The organism is Paenibacillus sp. ClWae2A (assembly GCF_032452295.1).
Classification (GTDB): domain Bacteria; phylum Bacillota; class Bacilli; order Paenibacillales; family Paenibacillaceae; genus Paenibacillus.
Genome location: NZ_JAULSQ010000002.1, coordinates 238,945 through 260,565, shown reverse-complemented (window position 1 = coordinate 260,565; position 21,621 = coordinate 238,945). Strand labels below are relative to the sequence as shown.

Genomic DNA, 21,621 nt, shown 5'->3' with positions numbered 1-21,621 from the left:
TGTCTCGAAAGCACATATTACAACTGTTGATTTTAAATCTCATGCGTCATCTAAGGAGGATTTATCATGTCAACAGAAAAAACAGTGCTCTCCAGTTTTGACACATGGAAGAAGTTCCTGGGTGACCGCGTACTGCAAGCAGAGAAGATGGGGATGAGTGAAGAAACCATCAACAAACTTGCGTATGAAATCGGCGACTTCCTTGATGAGAAAGTCGATCCGGCGAACCATTCCAACCGGGCATTGAAAGAGTTATGGGATGTCGGCGATGCAGATGAGCGTCGTACGATTGCGTGCCTGATGGTCAAATTGGCCAAACAAAACGCATAAGATTACAGATGAAGAGCTCCCGCAAGGGGGCTTTTCTCTAATGATTACAAACGGATTACAGAGCTGTTCTTGTAATTCATTTTCATTTTATATATCATTAACGTGACCCATTTTTAGAAGATGTCTCAGATTGTTGTCCAGTGGACACGTTCTGTTGCTGTCGAATAATGTGGAATAATGCATTACGGGGTGTTGAAATGGAATCTAAACAATGGTATATGGAATATAAAATACATAAGAACAGACCCGGTTTGTTAGGCGATATCGCCTCTATGCTGGGGATGCTTGAAGTGAATATATTGACCATTAACGGTGTGGAAGGCAAAACTCGTGGTATGCTGCTTGAATCGGATGATGATGAGAAAATCCGTTTGCTTGGTGAAATGCTTGGCAAAGTCAACAGCATCACCGTATCGGCTTTGCGTCAACCTAAATTGGTGGATATTTTGGCCGTGCGTCATGGCAGATACATTGACCGTGACTCGGATGATCGCAAGACATTTCGTTTCACACGAGATGAACTTGGGTTACTTGTGGACTTTTTGGGTGAAGTATTTAAGAGGGAAGGCAATCAGGTCATTGGTTTGCGCGGAATGCCTCGTGTTGGCAAAACGGAATCCATTATTGCGGGCAGCGTATGTGCGATGAAGCGATGGACTTTTGTTTCCTCCACACTTCTTCGTCAGACGATAAGGAGTCAAATGTCCGAAGATGAATTGAACCCAAACAATGTTTTCATCATTGATGGAATTGTAAGTACGATTCGTTCCAGTGAGCGACATTACAATTTGTTGCAGGATATTATGTCAATGCCAAGTACAAAGGTTATCGAACATCCGGATATTTTTGTACAGGAATCTGAATATGATTTTAATGATTTTGATATTATTATTGAATTGCGTAACATTCCCAATGAAGAAATTATTTATGATACGTTTACGGCTAGCTACACCGACGAATTGTAAGGAACCGTACGGAATCATGAAATAGATTAGAAACAACTCAAGAGATAAACATAAGGAGGAGATGGCATGTCTGAACTGGGTCAGCAGTTAAGGGAGGCCCGGCTGCAAAAAGGGATGAGTCTTGACGATGTACAGGAAATGACAAAAATTCGCAAGAGGTATCTGGAGGCCATAGAAGCAGGAGACTATAAAGTGCTGCCGGGCAGCTTCTATGTGCGTGCTTTCATTAAAACCTATGCGGAGACCGTGGGACTGAACCCTGATGAGCTGCTGGAGGGACACAAAAAAGACGTACCGGCAGAAGAGACGGAAGCAACGATGGAACCGGTTATTCAGAAGCGTTCCAGCCGTCCGGTTGAGCGTAGTAATCGGTGGATGTCTGTCGCGCTGATGTGGACATTCCCTGTTTTGATTGTAGTACTGTTGTATGTATACGTGGTGTATAACAATGGTGATGAATCAGATAATCCGGGTCTTGATCAGGTCAAAATTACAGACAGTCAACAACAGCCTGAGGACAAACCGGATCAACCTGCCGACAACGGACAGGCATCTAATCCGCCTGCGACAGATTCAGGTACTGACGGTACTGGTGAGGGCAACGCTGGTGGTAACGGTGGCGGTACAGACACGGAAGGACAGACGGACGGTCAAACTGATGGCCAAACGGACGGACAGACGGATGAAACTGAGAAAGAACCAACTGACAATTCACCGTCTAATGTGAGTGTTGCAGAAGATGGGAAATCAGGAAATATTACGAACTTCAAAGTTAACGGAAGTGCAGGGCAACCTGTAACGGTTACGATCAAAGCCACAGGTCATAGCTGGCTGGAAGTGTATAAGGGCGAGAACTCCAGCGGAGAAAAGTTGGAGTATGGTAACACAGCCGACGGTGACAGCTACACCTTTGAGCTTGATAGTGCAGGCATGTATATTAAGTCCGGTTACGCTGCAGCGACCACGATTGAGGTTGGCGGGCAAGTTGTAACGGATGGCAAGGCGACCAATCGGATCCGTTTGAAGCTTGGTGAAGACAGTAGTAGTGCTACTTCTTCCACAGGTGTTGAAAATGGATCAACGGACGCTTCAGGAGGTACCACTGGTAGCGAATAACCGGGTCAACTGCAGGAGACAATAATCGTGTCTTAACTTGCAGTTAACTTTTGGTGAAGTGAGGTGGATGGCTGTGACAGTCAGCTGGATCGTAACGGGTTTAGGGATCATTGTCAGCCTCCTGGGTTATTACCTGACTCCAAGTGCTTGGGGTTACGGAATATTGGGTTTTGGACTTGCACATGTGCTTTTGGGTGTGCTCGATATGTTCAGACAGCCCAACCGCAGCCGCTATTAGTTGGAAGCTGGACCAGCAAGCATTTTTGGCAGCCACTTCAAGTGGAAGCCAAAAATGCTTTTTTCTTTGTGCAAAACAGCTTGAAATTAGACTTTTGCTTAAGGTATCCTCTATAATGTTACAGAACATACGATTAACTGAAAGGGTGACTGGTTTGAGTTCAGAAAATTCATTTGATATCGTGTCCAAAATGGACTTGCAAGAACTGACAAATGCCGTTACACAAACCGAGAAGGAAATTGGCACTCGTTATGACTTCAAGGGCAGCAAGAGCAGTCTGAAACTGGATAAGGATGCGTTAACGATCGTATCTGATGATGAGACCAAACTCAAGGCTGTTATTGACGTGCTGCAATCCAAAATGGCGAAGCGTGGTCTACCATTGAAAAACATTGATTACGCAAAGGTAGAGCCAGCGTCTTCTGGTACAGTCCGCCAGCGTTTGAATTTTAAACAGGGGATTGATCAGGACATCGCCAAGAAAATCAATATCTTGATTAGGGATTCCAAGCTGAAGGTGAAGAGTCAGATTCAGGGAGACCAACTCCGGGTAACTGGTAAGAGTAAAAATGATTTGCAAGCAGTCATGCAGCTGCTAAATGGTGCTAACCTGCCTCTGGATTTGCAATATACAAATTTCAAGTAATATGGCCTTTTTGTAGCAAAAGTGTTTTTTGACACGGTATTGGGCGTATATTATACTAAGTGTGCATTGCTGGCAGTCAAGCATCAAGTCCAGTCCTCATCGTTTGCTGACTTTGTGAAAAGCAGTACATCTTCTGGAAGTCACCGGAACGTTTAAAGCGGTTTTGCTTTTGAGCGGTTGACTTTATTTTTTGCGTTTCTACATAGTGGGATCATGTTAATATGGATTGACATTGAAACTGTACATTTCATGTTCCGGATGATGATAACGGGATTATGATGATTGTTTGGAGTAATGGAGGATATGAGGGAGGGCGTCTTGTGAATTTACCCAACCGGATTACGCTTGCACGAATTTGCTTAATCCCTTTTTTGATGGTGTTCCTGCTCGTGGATTTTCCATTTTATCCAGAGCCGTTGCAGCTTGGAAGCTTATCGCTTCCGTATAATCAACTGATTGCTGCTGTTATTTTTATCATCGCCGCAAGCACAGATGGAATTGATGGATACCTTGCGCGGAAAAATAACATGGTTACCAATCTGGGAAAACTGCTCGATCCACTCGCAGACAAGCTGCTGGTTACTGCAGTTTTGATCTCGCTTGTGGAGATGGGCAAGCTGGATTCCTGGATTGCAGTTGTTATTATTAGTCGTGAATTCGCAGTTACCGGCTTGCGTCAAATCGCATTGCTGGATGGTTCGGTTGTTGCCGCTAGTGCTTGGGGCAAGCTGAAGACTGTAGTGCAGATTGTGGCGATTGTGCTGTTGCTGTTGAACAATTTCCCGTTTTCATACACGGGTATTCACGTCGATATTATCGCGGTATGGGCAGCAGCGCTTATTACCATCTGGTCGGGTATCGATTACTTTATCAAAAACAAAAACCTGCTTCATTTAACAAAAGCATAATGGTTTGTTCTTAAAATGGGTAATCATGAAGGAAGCATTGGGTCAGGGGCAATAGGAAATTATCCTATTGCCCTTTGATCACTCACCACGTGTACAGGAGGATGCTCAATGAAGGCAGAAATTATTGCAGTTGGCACAGAGCTACTGCTTGGACAAATCGTCAATACCAATGCCAGATACCTATCCCGTGAATTGGCTGCTATGGGGATCGATGTATATTTCCAAACGGTGGTTGGGGATAACCTGAACCGACTTAGTGAAGCTATTCGCATTGCGCAGAGCCGTGCAGACGTTATTTTATTTTCCGGTGGCATCGGACCTACCCAAGATGATCTGACCAAGGATGCACTCGCAGCTGTTCTTAACCGGAAACTGCATACAGATCGAATGGCTATGGACAAAATTGAGAGCTTTTTCAGAGATCGTAATGTGGATATGACAGAAAATAACCGACGTCAGGCGATCGTTATTGATGGCGGAACACCTCTGGCCAATGAAACGGGCCTTGCAGCAGGAAATGCGATTTCTGATAATGATAAACATTATGTTGTGATGCCTGGACCGCCTAAAGAGTTGATTCCAATGTTTGAACAGGAAGTTAAGCCTTGGCTGTTCCAGCATGTACTCACAGAAGAAATGCCAATCTATTCCCGAATGCTCAAATTCGCAGGTATTGGTGAATCTGCTCTGGAAGATCGACTACTGGATCTGATTGACGCGCAGACAGACCCTACGATTGCTCCTTACGCGAGTGAAGGCGAAGTTACGGTACGTGTCTCCACGAAGGCTGCGAGTGAGGGAGAGGCGAAGCTGAAGCTGGATACGATGGAAGTTCAGATTCGGGAACGTTTGACAGAACATCTCTACGCGAACGAGGATGTGCCTATAGAGTATACGATTGTAACCATTATGTCTGACATGGGGCTGACGCTTAGCGCTGCTGAGAGCTGTACAGGAGGGCTTGTCATGCAAAGTCTGACCTCTGTACCCGGAAGTGCCTCAATGCTCAAAGGTGGAATTGTTTGTTACTCCAATGAAATTAAAGAAAAGCTGCTGAATGTGCCTCATGATTATCTGGAAGGTGAAGATGCACCTGGGGCGGTAAGTCCTGAGGTTGCAAAAGTGCTTGCTGAGCAGATCCGCATGATTGGCGATGCTGATTTTGGCTTGGCTGTTACCGGTGTAGCTGGACCGGGATATTCGGAACGCAAGCCACCCGGACTTGTCTTCATCGCTCTTGCTGAACGTGGAAAAGAGACGGAAATTCATGAGCTGCGTATTAATGGTAATCGCGAGACGGTTCGCATTCGTTCAGCCAAAACGATTCTCTATCGCTTATGGCAAAAACTTGTGGCGATAGATTGATTAGTTAATAGCTTCGATTGCATTTACAGTTCCAAGCAAGTATAATTAAGGAAGACGGAAGAACCGTAGAATTAGGCTTTACAGCCTTGTTTACGGTTCTTTTTTCTGTTTAATGGAAAGTTTCCTTGAGGAAGAGGCGCCTCGGCCTTTACAAAAAAAACGAATGTATGTTCGAAAAAAAGCTTGGCAAACGTGTTAAAACAAGGTATCATTATCTTATAAACAGTAAAGGGTGTGAGCTTATTGTCAGACCGTCGTGCCGCGCTTGATATGGCGCTCCGTCAAATAGAGAAGCAATTTGGTAAAGGATCCATCATGAAACTGGGTGAGTCCACTCATATGAATGTGGAAATTATTCCCAGTGGTTCCTTGGCTTTGGATATTGCATTAGGAACAGGCGGCTTGCCTAAAGGCCGTATTGTTGAAATATATGGACCTGAATCCTCAGGTAAAACAACCGTAGCATTGCATGCTATCGCTGAAGTACAAAGAGCGGGTGGACAAGCTGCATTTATCGATGCCGAGCATGCTCTTGACCCACAATACGCAAGCAAACTTGGTGTTAATATTGATGAATTGCTTCTGTCTCAGCCAGATACGGGTGAGCAAGGGCTGGAAATTGCAGAAGCTCTTGTACGCAGTGGTGCAGTAGATATCGTCGTTATTGACTCTGTAGCCGCATTGGTTCCAAAAGCAGAGATTGAAGGCGAAATGGGTGATTCACACGTTGGTTTGCAAGCGCGTTTGATGTCTCAGGCGCTGCGTAAACTGTCTGGTGCAATCAGCAAATCCAAAACAATCGCAATCTTCATTAACCAGCTTCGTGAGAAAGTCGGCGTTATGTTTGGTAACCCGGAAACAACACCTGGTGGTCGTGCTCTGAAGTTTTATTCTACAGTACGTCTGGATGTGCGTCGTATTGAGAGTATCAAATCAGGCAATGACATGATTGGTAACCGTACTCGTATTAAAGTTGTGAAAAACAAAGTGGCACCTCCGTTTAAACAAGCGGAAGTGGATATCATGTATGGCGAGGGTATTTCGAGAGAGGGCAGTATCATTGACATTGGTACAGAGCTGGACATCGTTAATAAAAGTGGTGCATGGTACTCCTACGAAGGCGAACGTTTAGGACAAGGTCGTGAGAACGCAAAGCAGTTCATGAAAGAGCATAAAGATATTGCTGACATCATTGAACAAAAAATTCGTGTAGCCAGTAACTTGGTTACTGCAGTTCCTGCGCCAACTAGTGAAGAGCAACAAAAAGAAGCAGCAGAAGAACAAGAACTGTTTGAAATCAACGAGTAATCTCTCAAAACCTCCCTTGTAGGGAGGACCCTGAGGGTGTTCCCCACTGGACTCCTTAAACTTATCTGATTGAGCTTGGATCAATCTGGATAATGGATTGTAGTGGGAGTACTCGTTCTGTCCAACAGCCCCTGTCCCAATGGACAGGGGCTGTTGGCACGCTAACTGTGGAGTAAAGGCCGGGCAGAGTTCCCGGTCTTTTGTATTATTAGTGTTCTCTGTCTTATGTGAAGATGTGTTTGGCTTAGTCAGAATGAAAATGTTATGAAAGGGGAGACCTGAATGGATCAACATGACGAGGATTTATATGAAGAAGCAGAAGAGGACGGCCTATCCCAATTTCCGGACAACGAAGAACTTATTATTACACGTGTAGAACGAACGAAGAGCAGGCAAGCTCGTTATCGAATCACTTTTGGAATCCACTCCATTACGGTTCTTGAAGATGTGATGATTAAATACAGGATGACTCAAGGCAATACGTTTATGAAGAAGGATCTGGAAGAAATCATTGTAGCTGACGAGCGACAGCGGACGTATGCACAGTCTCTGCGCTTTTTGGAGCATAAGCCACGTACGCGCCATGAATTAAGTCAGAAACTTCGTCAGAAGGAGTTTGCTGCACCATTAATTGAAGAGACGCTGGATCGACTTGAGCAGGAGAAATTAGTGGATGACGATCTATTTGCGAAGGAATGGACAAGACAGCGTATGGAGGGCAAGCGGAAGGGAAAACTGTGGATAAGGCAAGAGTTGCGTCAAAAGGGCATTGCCAATGATCTCATTGTTGAGGCACTAGAAGGTATTAGTACAGATGCGGAATTTGAGACTGCCTTGAGTGCCGGACGCAAAAAATGGAATCAGGTCAAAGGGGACGTCAAAGAGAAGAAAAATAAAACGCTTCCCTTCTTAATTAGACGTGGTTTTTCAATGGATATGGTGCGCCGGGTCGTGAATTGTTTAATTGAAGAAGATGAGGCTGGGGACCCTGAAGATGAGGAAGCGTTGTTATGGGATTAGCAGACTGGAGTCTCTATACTGCATTCTCTTGACAATTTCTTTCGTCAAATACTAAAATGGACATGAGTCTGTAAGAAATGGACAACCCTTTTTCCTTCCAAAAAAGCGGTTTCGGTTTCTTAAGATTTATACCATTCTTAATTATGGGTTCACTGGAAACAGTGAATAGTACGTGGAAACATGTACATGTGAAATGAAAATCGGCGGGGGATCGCCGTGAGTATTCGTTATTCCCAAACATATGTAAGGTATGAAAACTGCAAATTGACCCAAGGAATGCCTTGGAGGAACCAACGAGGAGGTGAACAGTATGGAAATTGCAATCACGATCGCTCTCGTTGCAGCCGCGCTATTCATTGGGTTCGGAGTAGGATATTTTATTCGCAAATCTCTTGCAGAGGCTAAAATCTCTAGTGCGGAACAAGCTGCCGTACAAATCGTGGAGAACGCGAAGAAAGAGGCAGAAGCACTGAAGAAAGAAACGGTGCTGGAGGCGAAGGATGAAATCCATCGCATTCGCGCTGAAGCTGAAAAAGACACTCGTGAACGTCGGAATGAAATTCAACGACAAGAAAGACGATTGTTGCAAAAAGAAGAGTCGCTGGATAAAAAATTGGAATCACTCGAACGTAAAGAAGAGCAAGTGGCTAACAAAGAGAAACGAATTGATGAGACTCAGCAGCAGATCGAAATGATTTACAAAAACCAGGTGACAGAGTTGGAACGTATATCCAACCTCACCATGGAAGACGCACGCAGTATCATACTGTCCAACGTAGAACAGGAAGTTCGTCATGAGACGGCTCAAATGATCAAGGACATTGAACAACAAGCGAAGGAAGAAGCGGACAAAAAGTCCCGCGAGATTATTACACTCGCCATCCAACGTTGTGCGGCTGACCACGTAGCGGAAACAACGGTATCTGTTGTTACCCTGCCAAATGAAGAAATGAAAGGCCGGATTATCGGTCGTGAAGGACGTAACATCCGTGCGCTTGAAACCCTTACAGGGATTGACCTCATTATCGATGATACGCCAGAAGCTGTTATTCTGTCGGGCTTTGACCCGATTCGCCGTGAAATCGCCCGTACTGCCCTTGAGAAACTGGTGGCTGACGGCCGTATTCACCCGGCACGGATTGAAGAGATGGTTGAGAAATCCCGCAAAGAAGTGGATGAGCGCATCCGTGAATACGGTGAGCAAGCTACCTTTGAAGTGGGCGTGCATGGTCTGCATCCGGATCTGATCAAAATTTTGGGCCGGTTGAAGTTCCGTACAAGTTACGGTCAGAACGTCTTGAAACATTCGATGGAAGTCGCTTATCTGGCTGGATTGATGGCTGGCGAACTCGGAGAAGACGTAACTCTGGCAAGACGTGCAGGTCTATTGCATGACATCGGTAAAGCGCTGGATCACGAAGTGGAAGGATCACACGTCGAAATTGGCGTGGAACTGGCGAAGAAATACAAAGAACATCCGGTTGTAATCAACAGTATCGCGTCCCATCACGGAGATTGCGAAGCGACTTCGGTCATTGCCATGTTGGTTGGCGCAGCAGATGCGCTCTCCGCAGCAAGACCAGGCGCACGCCGCGAAACGCTGGAAACGTATATCAAACGACTGGAGAAGCTGGAAGAAATTTCAGAATCCTTCGAAGGTGTCGAGAAATCGTACGCCATTCAGGCCGGACGCGAAGTTCGCGTTATGGTACAGCCTGAGAAGATCGATGATGCTGAAGCCTTCCGCTTAGCCCGTGACATCACGAAGATGATTGAGAATGAACTCGACTATCCGGGTCACATCAAAGTCACCGTCATCCGGGAAACCCGTGCGGTTGAATACGCAAAATAGAGCATTACGGAAAAGTGGCCGCAGTAGTGGGCCACTTTTCCTGTTGATAGCCTGTTAAAAGGCAACTACACATCATGGAGCATGAGATAGAGTCCTGCAAAGGTTCAACATTTGAAGCAAGAGGACTTTGCAGGAATTGAGGAGGCAGTAATCAATGAAAGTTTTGTTTATTGGTGACATTGTAGGTAACGTGGGACGTAAGGCATTAAAGGAAAATTTACCGTACCTAAAATCGAAGTATAAGCCACATGTAGTGATTGTGAATGGTGAAAATGCGGCAGCAGGTCGCGGCATTACCGGTGCAATCGCGAATGAGTTTTTCAACTGGGGTGTACATGGTATTACACTTGGTAATCATACTTGGGACAATAAGGATATTTTTGATTTTATAGATGATGAGCCCCGCATGATTCGTCCAGCGAACTTTCCACCAGGCACACCAGGACGAGGGTATACGGTTGTCAAAGGTGAAGGGAAAGAGCTAGCGATTGTCAATCTTCAAGGAAGAACGTTCCTGCCTGCTCTGGATTGTCCATTCCGTGTAGCTGATGAGATTGTAGACGAGCTGCGCCAAGACTATAAATGTATTCTGGTCGATATGCATGCTGAAGCGACGTCAGAAAAGATTGCCATGGGATGGCATCTGGATGGACGTGCGTCTCTCGTTGTAGGTACACATACGCATGTACAGAGTAACGATGATCGGATTTTGCCTGGAGGAACAGCTTACTTGACGGATGCAGGCATGGTAGGACCTCGTGACGGCATATTGGGTATGGAGCGTGAGGCCGTGCTGCGTAAGTTCTACACCCAGCTACCTGTACGTTTTGTTGTGGATGATGGCAAATGGCACTTCCATGGTGTTTTTGTTGAAATTGATGAAGCTACAGGTGCGGCAACACGCATCGAAAAAATTCGTCTGATGGAGGACGAGTGGCGCATGGAATAGGGGTATTGTCCCATTTTGCAGGGAAACCCGCCTAAAAAGAAGGAATTTTTTTGCCTCCCGCGAATAACATCTAGTAAGTGGAAACAAACTTTCAACATTCCCAGGGAGGTACTTACCATGGATGTATTAAAAGTTTCAGCAAAGTCCAATCCTAATTCTGTAGCCGGCGCTCTTGCAGGGGTTCTTCGTGAACGTGGAAATGCTGAACTGCAGGCAATTGGAGCGGGAGCACTGAACCAAGCCATTAAAGCGGTAGCGATAGCCCGGGGATTTGTAGCACCAAGCGGAGTTGACCTGATTTGTATTCCAGCTTTTACAGACATTGTGATCGACGGCGAGGACCGAACGGCCATTAAGCTGATTGTGGAGCCCAGATAATACATGCAGTATGCATTGAACCTGTTTACGATGTAGACAGGTTTTTTTGCGTTTTTTTTGCAATAGGATATTGAGGAGGGTTTAAGATGTCCATGTCTGATTGGCGTGTAGCTGATTTTCACTGTGATGCACTGAGCAAAATTTTGATGCAGCCTGCTCTTTCATTCCAAGATGCTCCACAACTGGATGTGAATTTGCAACGTTTGAAAGAGGGGAATGTAGGGTTGCAGGCGTTCGCCATCTATTTACCCGAAGTGCTGGGCAGAGGCAAGTTTGAACATGTGATGGGGCAGTTGGAGATTTATCGTAGACGTGTAGAGAGAAGTCAGGAGCGGCTTGGTGGTACACAGACGTTGTTATGGCGTGAACAGGTGGCTCAGGTGGGGCAAACAGAGGGTCCGTGGGGATTAATCACACTGGAGGGTGTGGATGGCCTGGAGGGCAACCTGTTCTATCTGGAGTTATGTTATCAGATGGGCGTTCGAATTATTGGACTAACGTGGAATTATGCCAATTGGGCGGCTGACGGAGTAATGGAGAAGCGTGGAGCGGGTCTGACCGAAAAAGGGAAAGAACTGGTTCGCCAGTGTAATGAAATCGGAATGCTGTTAGATGTGTCACATTTGACGGAGAAAGGTTTCTGGGAACTGGCTGACTTGAGTAAACGTCCTTTTATCGCCTCCCATTCCAACAGTTATAGCGTATGTCCCCATGTGCGTAATCTGAAAGATGATCAGATTCAGGCTATCATTGCCCGGGAAGGGCGGATTGGACTGACGTTTGTACCCTGGTTTGTAAAGCAGGAAGGTGAGGTACGTATAGAAGATCTGCTGCCTCATATTGAGCAATTCTGTTCTCTCGGCGGGCAGCACCATCTGATGATGGGATCTGATTTTGATGGGATTTCAACGTATATTCAGAAACTTGAACATTCAGGACATTATCCGAGACTGACGGAAATCCTGCTCAAGCATTATGAGGAACATCTGGTTCGTGGCTGGTTGTGGGGGAATGCAATGAGTTATCTGGGGGAACACTTGCCAGAGAGCAATCCGAAGATAAAGGGGGCGTCCGTGAAATAGTGAACTGGTGTGTGCGTTGAATGTGTTGAATTGAAACTAGTTTTCCAAATAAAGGACGGGAATGATGGTGAAATAAGTGTATTTCATGAATTTTCACCAGTTCGTTTTCATTTCACTCCAAAAAGGGGTATAATACCATTGGATTGTTAAGAGCCTGAGTACAGGCCATAGATAAACAAGGAGTGAAATTTACAATGAGTAAAACAGTACCTGTGGGCGTATCTGCCCGTCACATTCATGTATCCCAAGAGCACGTTGAAATTTTGTTTGGCAAAGGTTATGAACTGACTGAATTTAAACCTCTGTCCCAGCCTGGCCAATACGCTGCTAACGAAACTGTAGCGGTAATTGGTTCGAAAGGACAGTTTGATAAAGTGCGTATCCTTGGACCTGTTCGCCCTGAAACACAACTGGAGATCTCTATGACAGATTCATTTGCTATTGGTGTTAAAGCACCTGTACGTGAATCTGGAAGCATTGAAGGTACACCAGGAATCACAATTAAAGGTCCTGCTGGCGAAGTAACGATTGATAAAGGTGTTATTGTCGCTGCTCGTCACATTCACTTCCATACTTCTGATGCTGCTAAATGGGGTATTGAGGACAAACAAATGCTGAAAGTTCGCCTCGGCGGAGATCGTGGTCTGGTACTGGAAAATGTACTGGCTCGTGTATCCGATTCTTTCGCATTGGACATGCATATTGATACAGATGAAGCTAACGCTGCTGGCGCTCGTAATGGCGACACTGCTGAAATCATCGATTAATTACATGTAATAGCTTCAGCCCCTAATTATGGCGGTCTGAATAACATATAAACCTGAGCACAGCCAAGAGGGGTCGGTTAATTCCAGCCCTGATGGCAAGGCTCAGGTTTTTGTATTTTCTGAGTGTTTTTCTGAGCATGGCATGTTTCGGATTAGACGAAGGGACATGCGGTTTGGATGTGGAACTACAGCCCAATTCATGCTATAATTTGCTGTAATGCTCTTTTAATGTTCCAAGCAAGAAATTCACGTGGAACAGGGATGAATGAACGATTTTTTATTAATAGAGGCTGTAAGGAGTGACCGAAGGAAATGGCTAAAGACTCAAAAAAGGATTACTCCCAATATTTTGATTTCTCCGATGCCAAAGTAATTTCGCAAGATGAATTCAGCAAAAAGATAAGAATCCGGGGCCGTGAGATTAACATCAAATCGGAACCAAATCATCGTCAGGAGAAACAGCGGGGCAAGGAAGACGTCCAGGTGCTTTACGAAAATGCCGTTCCCGATGAACTGAAAAACATAGGGAAAGGCAAACACTATATTGTATATACGTATGGATGTCAGATGAACGAGCATGACTCGGAGACCATCAAAGGACTGCTTGAGTCTATGGGATATCAGGCTACAGAGGATCGCAAAGAAGCGGATATTATTCTGCTCAATACGTGTGCCATACGAGAAAATGCGGAAGATAAAGTATTTGGTGAGCTGGGTCACCTGAAAACGCTAAAACTCGAACGTCCGGGATTGTTACTTGGCGTATGCGGGTGTATGTCCCAAGAAGAAGGCGTCGTTAACCGAATCATGCAGAAGCATGGCTTTGTGGATATGATCTTTGGTACACATAATGTGCATCGACTGCCACATCTAATCCAGGAAGCGTTGTTCAGCAAAGAAATGGTTGTTGAGGTGTGGTCCAAGGAAGGCGACATCATTGAGAACCTGCCGAAGAAACGTGAGGGTATGCGCGGCTGGGTGAACATTATGTATGGCTGCGACAAGTTCTGTACATATTGCATCGTTCCGTTTACGCGGGGCAAAGAACGCAGCCGTCGTCCTGAAGATGTCATTGCCGAAGTTCGGGATTTGGCACGACAAGGCTTTAAGGAGATCACGCTGCTTGGTCAAAATGTGAATGCGTACGGCAAGGACTTCACCGACCTGAACTACAGCTTTGGTGACTTGATGGACGCCATTCGCCAAATTGATATTCCGCGAGTAAGGTTTACAACCAGTCACCCACGTGATTTCGATGACCGCTTGATTGAAGTGCTGGCCAAGGGCGGAAATCTGGTGGAGCACATTCATCTTCCGGTGCAATCTGGCAGTTCGGAAGTACTCAAACGTATGAGCCGCAAGTATAGCCGGGAACACTATCTGAAGCTGGCTGACAAAATTAAAAAGGCCATCCCGGATGTTGTGTTGACAACGGATATTATTGTTGGTTTTCCGGGGGAAACGGAAGAACAGTTTGAAGATACACTTTCCCTTGTCCGTGAAGTAGGGTATGATTTTGCCTATACCTTTATTTATTCCCCACGGGAAGGTACACCGGCTGCGGTGATGGAAGACAACGTACCGATGGAAGTGAAGAAGGAACGTTTGAAGCGCTTGAACGAAACGATCAACGAATACAGCCACCGAAGCAATGAAGAGCAACGCGGCAAAATCGTTGAAGTACTCGTTGAAGGCGAGAGCAAACGGAATTCCGAAGTTCTGGCAGGACGTACGCGCAGCAACAAGCTGGTGCATTTTGAAGGACCCAAAGAATTGATCGGTACTTTCGTACAAGTGGAAATCACCGATCCGATGACTTTTTATATTCGGGGCAACCTGCTCTCTGAGCCGGTAGCTGCCAATCAGTAATACACACACCAATAAGATGAATATTTTTTGCAATTAGCGGGTTACGGCCGAGCGTAGCGAAGGTGACGGAATCGATTCTGTAGAAGCGAAGCGTTCGCCTTTGTCTCCGAATTTTAACCTTGAACAATTTCAATCGAAAAAATTCGGAGACAACAGCGATCAAAAGAACGATCCGGCACCGTAGCGGTCACTGAGCAGTCAACTGAGCTTAATGCAACGTCGAGTATTCATCTTATATCATCTCATAGAATGGAGCGATTTCAGTGGCGCAGGAAGAAGTGCAGTACAACCATTATGGAATGCCAACCTACGATACGCGCAATCTGGTCATACGCGACGACATTATGGGAAAAGCCAAAGAATTGGCTGATATGCTCGGAACGAGTGAGGAAGTTAGACAGTTTCAACAGGCTGAAACCAAAATTCGTGACCATGAGCGCATCCAGCAGTTGATTGCAACGATCAAGAAAAAACAAAAAGAAATCGTTGCTTTTGAAAGCTTCAAAAATGTGGAGATGGTCAGCAAAATTGAACAGGAAATTGACGATCTGCAAAGCGAACTGGACAGTATTCCATTGGTTACGGAATTCCAGCAGAGCCAGAGCGACATCAACTACTTGCTTCAACTAGTGATCTCTGTAATCCGGGATACGGTTTCTGAAAAAGTAAACGTGGAGGCTGGAACGGATTCACCTCCGACCAGTTGCGGTTAAATGACGGAAGGGTGCGGACGCTGTCCGCGCCTTTTTTGACGATTATAGAATTATAAGTTTTCAGCGGAGCTGAAGGATTCGATAATCGCAAGAAAAGCAACTGCTAAACCACGAATGTGGCATCATCGATAAGGCTTCGATCAGAAGCTTTTCTTACATTACATAACCGCTAACGTGGAGTGGCTATCGCCAAGTACTCGGAATATAATTCCAAGCAAAGCTCCACGCTGTGGGGTTATTTTGTGTGGCGCAACTGATTTTTAATGATAAAGGCACATGACATCAAGAGAGCTTGATACGTACAGTGAATAAAGGAGAAATGAATCATGAGTATTTTGGACAAAATGGTGGAAGACGGAGACGGACGATTCTGGGGATTTCTAGGCTGTCGATATATTAAAGGAGATGGCAAAGAAGTACAGATCGCGTTGACAGCAGGCGAACATCATACGAACTCCATGGGGATTATTCATGGGGGTGTATTGACTTCACTGATGGATCAGGCGATGGGGATGGTCGCAACAGCAGCAATGGAAGTGGACGGCTGTGTGACAACGAATCTGAACGTGCATTTTCTTGCACCGATGAAACAAGGGGAGTTAACGGTGACAGCTACGGTACTGCATCAAGCAGGACGCAGTGTTACGACTCAATCGGAGGTTCGTGATGCATCGGGCACGTTGGGATGTATGGCAACGGCGACATTCCGCATAGCACGCCCTAGAACGTAACGCACGAATCCTGCGGTTGACAAAAGATATTATTATGTCATAATGAAAATATCAAAATGAAAATAGTCGGTGGTGCCCATGAGCGAAAACTACGAACACTTCAATGCAGAGAGCGACGAACAAGCAGCACGTGCTTATAGTTCCCAAAAATATCGTACCCCCGATGGTGTTCCTGCGGATATCGTTATGTTCACCTTAACCAAGCGGGAGCGCAAGACGGTGACGAAGACACTTCCCATTCGGGAACTGAAAGTGATGCTGATCAAGCGCAAAGGCTGGCCTTTTGCAGGCAGATGGGCATTACCCGGTGGATTTTGTCAGGAGAATGAATCCATCTACGGTGCAGCAAAGCGTGAGCTGATGGAAGAGACAGGTGTAGACGGTGGACATCTGGAGTACTTGAATGTATATAGTCAGCCGGGTCGTGACCCAAGGGGCTGGATTATCTCTCACGCATTTTTCGCGCTTGTGGAAGATTGGATGCTGGATCAACGCCAAGCAGCAGATGATGCTGAGGATGTTGGATTGTTCACGATTCAGGAGGCGCTGCAAGAACTGGAACTGGCCTTTGATCACAGAACAATCATCGAAGATGCTTATCGACGTATTCAACAGCAGATGCTGGAAACGACGATTGCTCGTCAGTTCCTGCCACGTGATTTTACATTAAGTGAATTATATCAGGTTATTCAAAGTGTTGTACCGGATTTTGAAGAACCAAACTTCATTCGCAAGATTACGTCTACCCGCAGCCGTAAAGGCATTGTGGAAGAAGTAAGAGATGAAGAAGGGAACCTGGTGAGTTCCAACCAGTACTCGCAGCGACCGGCGCAGTTATATCGTTTTACAGAACTTGTACCACGCCTGTCCATCTATACGTAATAAGGTGTGGATGTGTCAATCTGATTGAATCAGGATCAACCATTTCTGGGCTAAGGGAGTGTTGACGATGAAAGCACTGATTGTCATTGATTTTACGAAGGATTTTGTGACAGGTTCTTTGCCTGTAGGTCAGCCAGCAGTAGAGATCGAAGAGACGATTGCAGCTGTAACCGAGGCCTATTGTAAGAACAAACATGAGGTAATCATGGCCGTGGATCTGCACGAGGAAAATGATCCGTATCACCCGGAGACTGTACTTTTCCCACCTCATAACATCCGAAATACGGAGGGAAGACAGTTATATGGTCGTCTTGCCCAAGTGATGGAAGAACGGAAAACAGATATACAGTGGATGGATAAGACGAGATATAGCGCATTCTGTGGTACAGACTTGGAACTCAGACTGCGTGCACGTGGTATTACGGATATTGCACTAATTGGGGTATGCACGGATATTTGCATATTGCATACCGCAGTGGACGCTTACAATAAAGGTTTTCATATTACGGTATATGAAGATGCTGTTGCCAGCTTCAATCCGGCAGGGCATGAGTGGGCACTTGGACATTTTCGTTCCAGCCTTGGTGCTTCGGTGGTTAAGGCGAGTGAGACGGTCTTGGCTTAATTTGCTCCATAGTCATGTTTGGTTGACTTCATGTTAGGAACCGGATGAATGTGGTGAATGGTGTATAGAGTTTTACGGGAGACTTGTTTGTTTAATACGGATGAACAGAATCATGAAGAATAAGTCTCCATATGTTAACCCGTGTCCACAGATGAAATCTGGGGGCACGAGCGGAAGTCAGAGAGGATGAGACAAATGCAGACAACTAGCCTGGCTTTACATACGGATAAATATCAGATCAACATGATGTACGCCCATTGGGTGAATGGTACTCACAAGCGGAAGGCGGTATTTGAAGCGTATTTCCGTAAGCTTCCTTTTGGCAACGGATATGCGGTATTTGCCGGATTGGAACGGATTGTGAACTATATCAGCCAGCTTCGGTTTACGATGGACGACATCAAATTTTTATCCAAACAAGAGGAAAATTACGATCCGGTCTTTCTGGAAGAGTTGCTCCAGTTTTCATTTCAGGGGACGATTCATTCCATGAAGGAGGGTGCAATTGTTTTCCCTGACGAACCGCTCATTCGGGTAGAAGGCTCCATTATGGAGACACAATTGGTGGAGACGGCGATACTTAACTTCATGAATTATCAGACGTTGATCGCAACCAAGGCTTCGCGGATCAAACAGGTAGCACAGCAGGATACGTTGCTCGAATTCGGCACACGGCGTGCACAGGAAGCGGATGCTGCCATCTGGGGTGCACGTGCCTCGTATGTAGCAGGCTTCCATGCAACGTCCAACATGCTGGCCGGAGAGCGCTTCGGAATCCCAACAGCAGGTACACATGCCCATTCCTGGGTACAGAGCTTTATGAGCGAACAGGAGGCGTTTGATGTGTATGCCAAAGTGTTGCCTGATCAGGTTACACTGCTGGTTGATACCTTTGACACGTTGAACAGTGGAGTACCTCACGCCATCAAGACAGCCAAGAAGTTGGAGAGCCAAGGCAAAAAGATGAATGCCATTCGTCTGGACAGTGGTGACCTGGCGTACTTGTCGATTCAGGCACGTCAGATGTTGGATGAGGCTGGCCTGGATTATGTGAAAATTGTTGCATCCAATGATTTGGATGAAAATACGATTTTCAACCTGAAGGCTCAAGGAGCACGGATCGATACATGGGGTGTTGGTACACAGTTGATTACCGCTTCTGACCAGCCATCTTTGGGTGGAGTGTACAAACTGGTGGAGCGTGAAGTGGACGGTGCCATGCTGCCTACGATCAAAATATCTGCCAATCCTGAAAAGGTGTCCACTCCAGGTAAAAAGGAAGTGTTCCGGATCATTGATCCGAAACATGGCAAAGCGATTGCAGATTATATCTGCTATCCAGAAGAAGAGCAGCCACTACAGGGCGGACCGCTCAAGCTGTTCAACCCGCTACACCCTTACCTGAAAAAGACGGTTACCCGCTACGAAGCGATCAATATGCTGGAGCCGATCTTTGTGAACGGACGCAAAGTGTATGAGTTGCCTAATTTGGATGAGATTCGTGCTTATCATAAGGAACAGATGAATCTGTTCTGGCCTGAATACCAGCGGAAGCTCAACCCCGAGATCTACCGTGTGAATATCAGCCCTGCGGCATGGAATATGAAGCAGAAGCTCATTGCGGAACATGTGAAATCCACAGAGGAATGATCTACACATAAGAATTACAGAGAGGCATAACCAGTGAGGAATACTGGCTTATGCCTTTTTGATGCCTATAAAATATATACGTTCTTAGCGGAGTTGAACGATTCGATGATCGCAAGCAAAATTTCCGCTATACGGGTTCTGTCTTCTGTGAAAGTACGCCGATAGTTGATAGACGTTATTCTTATATGATCCCGATGAGATGGGCCAGTGATGTAAGAAATCTCATGGACAGACTGCCAAGGTAACAGGCTATACTGGAAATGGTCATGCCCAATTCAAGAGGTTGTAGGGGGAAAGCAGTAATTATTTCTCGGGAAAGCGCAGGAGACGCCAAATTCTGCAACTATTGATTCAATCCCACAGCTGTAGGGGATGAAAGTAAGAGGAGGTGCAGACATGAGATGGATATTAGGACTGGTCTGGATCGCTTTTATTGCCTATGCATTGTTTTTGGCACCGGGGCAGTCACCTGGAAGTGATCCGATATTCAAAGAACTGATCACCATGCAAAGCAAAGAGCCTTGGTTACTTACTGTGTTTTCGTGGTTAGGTATTTTCCCGGCAGTTTATGCCTGTATGCTGTTAAGAACATCTGTGAAAGAACGAGGTGGCCGTGTACCGGCTTGGCCTTTTGTCATACTTTCTTTTGGACTGGGTGCTTTTGCGCTGCTTCCCTATTATGCATGGTCGTCATCCGCGAATAGATCTTCGGGTTACACAAGCTTGCATTTTGGTCGTCAGCGGGAGTCGGGAATTGGACGGGTAGTAGCCCATAAGTTGACGCATGTAATCCTTCTGCTGTTGACGCTGGGGACGGCATTCTATGCCATGACGCAAGGTCATCCGGATGTATTTATGGAAGCATTCAATCAATCTGCCTTTGTACATATCATGACGATTGATTTTGTACTGCTGACCTTACTTTCCATGATTGCGATATACAGGGATACTGAAGTGAGTCGACGTTCAGCAGCTTGGACCGCGGCAGGCATCATCCCTATTGTGGGTCCACTAATCTATCTGTTGACGCTCAGGAGAGACAGAGCTTGATCATTAACATGAGGAAGAATCCAAAAGTAAAAGGTAACCGTTAAGCCGAAATACGAACAATTCATGTGCTTAATGGAAAAATATACAAAATTCAAAGAAGGAGTGGCTATCAATGAAAAATCAATTTAACGCATACGTTGTCCGTAAAGAAGAACAGGGCGGAGTGAACGCTGCTATAGAGCAACTGAAGAAGGAAGATCTGCCAAATGGAGATGTTACGGTAAAGGTGCAATATTCCAGTGTCAATTATAAAGACGGACTCGCGACGCTTGAAAAGGGTGGTGTCGTTCGTGAATATCCGATGGTACCGGGAATTGATCTGGCTGGAACAGTAGAGGAGTCGGTCAGTGGACGTTTTGCACCAGGAGATCGGGTGATCAGTACAGGATTTGAACCTGGCGTATCCCATTACGGGGGGTACAGCGAGTATGCTCGTCTGCGCAGTGAATGGCTGGTGCCTCTGCCACCGGGCCTTAGTGAGAAAGAAGCCATGGCGATTGGAACCGCAGGATTTACGGCTGCACTTTCGGTAGATGCGCTGTTACAGGCTGGAGTGAAACCGGAGATGGGCAAGATTCTGGTTACGGGTGCAACAGGTGGTGTCGGCAGTATGGCGGTTGCGATTCTGGCGAAACTTGGCTTCGAGGTAACAGCCAGCACAGGCAAGAAGGATCAGGAGGAGTCATTGCTCCGAAACTTGGGCTCCTCAGAGGTTATTACTCGTGAAGAAGCTGATGCTCCAGCTAAAGGAGCCATGGGGAAACAGCTATGGGCGGGAGTTGTTGATCCAACAGGAGGACCGGCTCTTGCGGAGCGATTGAAACAGATTCAATACGGAGGTGCGGTAGCGGTATCCGGGTTAACTGGAGGCACAGCTTTTGAATCCACGGTACTTCCGTTTATTTTGCGTGGCATCCAGCTTATTGGTATTGACTCTGTATATTGTCCGATGGAACGTCGGGAACGATTGTGGAAACTGCTCGGCGGAGAATGGAAACCGGAGCGTGCGCTGGAACTGGGAATCCGGGAAATTTCCTTGGATCAGTTGCCTCATACGCTGGAGACGATACTCCAAGGTGGTGCAGTAGGTCGGACTGTGGTCAAAACAATATCAGATCTGCCATCCGCATAAGATTCTAAGTCCTTAGACATGCTAATTCTACCTGATTGGGTCACA

Annotated in this window: 22 protein-coding genes; all 22 read left to right on the top strand. The window is 46.0% G+C overall.

Features of this window, described 5'->3' with window-relative positions:
• Window positions 1–66 precede the first annotated feature (66 nt).
• Window positions 67–330, top strand: coding sequence for a DUF3243 domain-containing protein (locus tag QVE09_RS07230; protein WP_017689119.1), 264 nt, complete (start codon window positions 67–69; stop codon window positions 328–330).
• A 197-nt stretch (window positions 331–527) separates the two neighbouring features.
• Complete coding sequence (locus QVE09_RS07225) at window positions 528–1,295, top strand: DUF3388 domain-containing protein (RefSeq protein WP_036609270.1); 768 nt, start codon at window positions 528–530, stop codon at window positions 1,293–1,295.
• 66 nt (window positions 1,296–1,361) lie between these two features.
• Window positions 1,362–2,411 (top strand): helix-turn-helix domain-containing protein, encoded by a 1,050-nt coding sequence (locus tag QVE09_RS07220; RefSeq protein ID WP_315936296.1) that lies wholly within the window; start codon window positions 1,362–1,364, stop codon window positions 2,409–2,411.
• 73 nt (window positions 2,412–2,484) lie between these two features.
• On the top strand, window positions 2,485–2,649 hold the full coding sequence (locus QVE09_RS07215) for a hypothetical protein (protein WP_167350848.1): 165 nt from the start codon (window positions 2,485–2,487) through the stop codon (window positions 2,647–2,649).
• A gap of 154 nt (window positions 2,650–2,803) precedes the next feature.
• Window positions 2,804–3,295, top strand: a complete 492-nt coding sequence (locus tag QVE09_RS07210; protein WP_253433904.1) for a YajQ family cyclic di-GMP-binding protein — start codon at window positions 2,804–2,806, stop codon at window positions 3,293–3,295.
• A gap of 320 nt (window positions 3,296–3,615) precedes the next feature.
• Complete coding sequence (gene pgsA / locus QVE09_RS07205) at window positions 3,616–4,203, top strand: CDP-diacylglycerol--glycerol-3-phosphate 3-phosphatidyltransferase (protein WP_017689114.1); 588 nt, start codon at window positions 3,616–3,618, stop codon at window positions 4,201–4,203.
• Between the two features lie 108 nt (window positions 4,204–4,311).
• On the top strand, window positions 4,312–5,568 hold the full coding sequence (locus tag QVE09_RS07200; protein ID WP_315936295.1) for a competence/damage-inducible protein A: 1,257 nt from the start codon (window positions 4,312–4,314) through the stop codon (window positions 5,566–5,568).
• Between the two features lie 243 nt (window positions 5,569–5,811).
• The gene (gene recA / locus QVE09_RS07195) at window positions 5,812–6,876 is read left to right on the top strand and encodes a recombinase RecA (protein WP_036609261.1); all 1,065 of its coding nucleotides are present in this window, start codon (window positions 5,812–5,814) and stop codon (window positions 6,874–6,876) included.
• A gap of 282 nt (window positions 6,877–7,158) precedes the next feature.
• Complete coding sequence (locus QVE09_RS07190) at window positions 7,159–7,896, top strand: regulatory protein RecX (RefSeq protein WP_315936294.1); 738 nt, start codon at window positions 7,159–7,161, stop codon at window positions 7,894–7,896.
• A 310-nt stretch (window positions 7,897–8,206) separates the two neighbouring features.
• Complete coding sequence (rny, locus tag QVE09_RS07185; protein ID WP_036670418.1) at window positions 8,207–9,748, top strand: ribonuclease Y; 1,542 nt, start codon at window positions 8,207–8,209, stop codon at window positions 9,746–9,748.
• A gap of 154 nt (window positions 9,749–9,902) precedes the next feature.
• Entirely contained in the window at window positions 9,903–10,697 is a 795-nt protein-coding gene (locus QVE09_RS07180) for a TIGR00282 family metallophosphoesterase (RefSeq protein ID WP_145146946.1), read from the top strand.
• Between the two features lie 117 nt (window positions 10,698–10,814).
• Window positions 10,815–11,075: a stage V sporulation protein S gene (locus QVE09_RS07175; RefSeq protein ID WP_007430104.1), complete on the top strand. Its 261-nt coding sequence runs from the start codon at window positions 10,815–10,817 to the stop codon at window positions 11,073–11,075.
• 86 nt (window positions 11,076–11,161) lie between these two features.
• Window positions 11,162–12,157, top strand: a complete 996-nt coding sequence (locus tag QVE09_RS07170; protein WP_397387015.1) for a dipeptidase — start codon at window positions 11,162–11,164, stop codon at window positions 12,155–12,157.
• Window positions 12,158–12,351: 194 nt separating this feature from the next.
• Entirely contained in the window at window positions 12,352–12,924 is a 573-nt protein-coding gene (pduL, locus tag QVE09_RS07165; protein WP_017689107.1) for a phosphate propanoyltransferase, read from the top strand.
• Between the two features lie 312 nt (window positions 12,925–13,236).
• Window positions 13,237–14,793, top strand: a complete 1,557-nt coding sequence (gene miaB, locus QVE09_RS07160) for a tRNA (N6-isopentenyl adenosine(37)-C2)-methylthiotransferase MiaB (protein ID WP_289392053.1) — start codon at window positions 13,237–13,239, stop codon at window positions 14,791–14,793.
• A 299-nt stretch (window positions 14,794–15,092) separates the two neighbouring features.
• Window positions 15,093–15,506 (top strand): YlbF/YmcA family competence regulator, encoded by a 414-nt coding sequence (locus QVE09_RS07155; RefSeq protein ID WP_272907590.1) that lies wholly within the window; start codon window positions 15,093–15,095, stop codon window positions 15,504–15,506.
• A gap of 326 nt (window positions 15,507–15,832) precedes the next feature.
• Window positions 15,833–16,237 carry a PaaI family thioesterase gene (locus QVE09_RS07150; protein WP_036609249.1) on the top strand — a complete coding sequence of 135 codons (405 nt, stop codon included), beginning with the start codon at window positions 15,833–15,835 and terminating at the stop codon, window positions 16,235–16,237.
• 78 nt (window positions 16,238–16,315) lie between these two features.
• Entirely contained in the window at window positions 16,316–17,119 is an 804-nt protein-coding gene (locus tag QVE09_RS07145) for an NUDIX domain-containing protein (protein ID WP_315936293.1), read from the top strand.
• A 67-nt stretch (window positions 17,120–17,186) separates the two neighbouring features.
• A complete protein-coding gene (locus tag QVE09_RS07140) occupies window positions 17,187–17,744 on the top strand; it encodes a cysteine hydrolase family protein (protein WP_036609245.1) in 558 nt (185 codons plus the stop codon).
• A 195-nt stretch (window positions 17,745–17,939) separates the two neighbouring features.
• Window positions 17,940–19,394 carry a nicotinate phosphoribosyltransferase gene (locus tag QVE09_RS07135; protein WP_315936292.1) on the top strand — a complete coding sequence of 485 codons (1,455 nt, stop codon included), beginning with the start codon at window positions 17,940–17,942 and terminating at the stop codon, window positions 19,392–19,394.
• Window positions 19,395–19,790: 396 nt separating this feature from the next.
• On the top strand, window positions 19,791–20,444 hold the full coding sequence (locus QVE09_RS07130; protein WP_315936291.1) for a hypothetical protein: 654 nt from the start codon (window positions 19,791–19,793) through the stop codon (window positions 20,442–20,444).
• A 112-nt stretch (window positions 20,445–20,556) separates the two neighbouring features.
• Entirely contained in the window at window positions 20,557–21,576 is a 1,020-nt protein-coding gene (locus QVE09_RS07125; protein WP_315936290.1) for an oxidoreductase, read from the top strand.
• Window positions 21,577–21,621 lie beyond the last annotated feature (45 nt).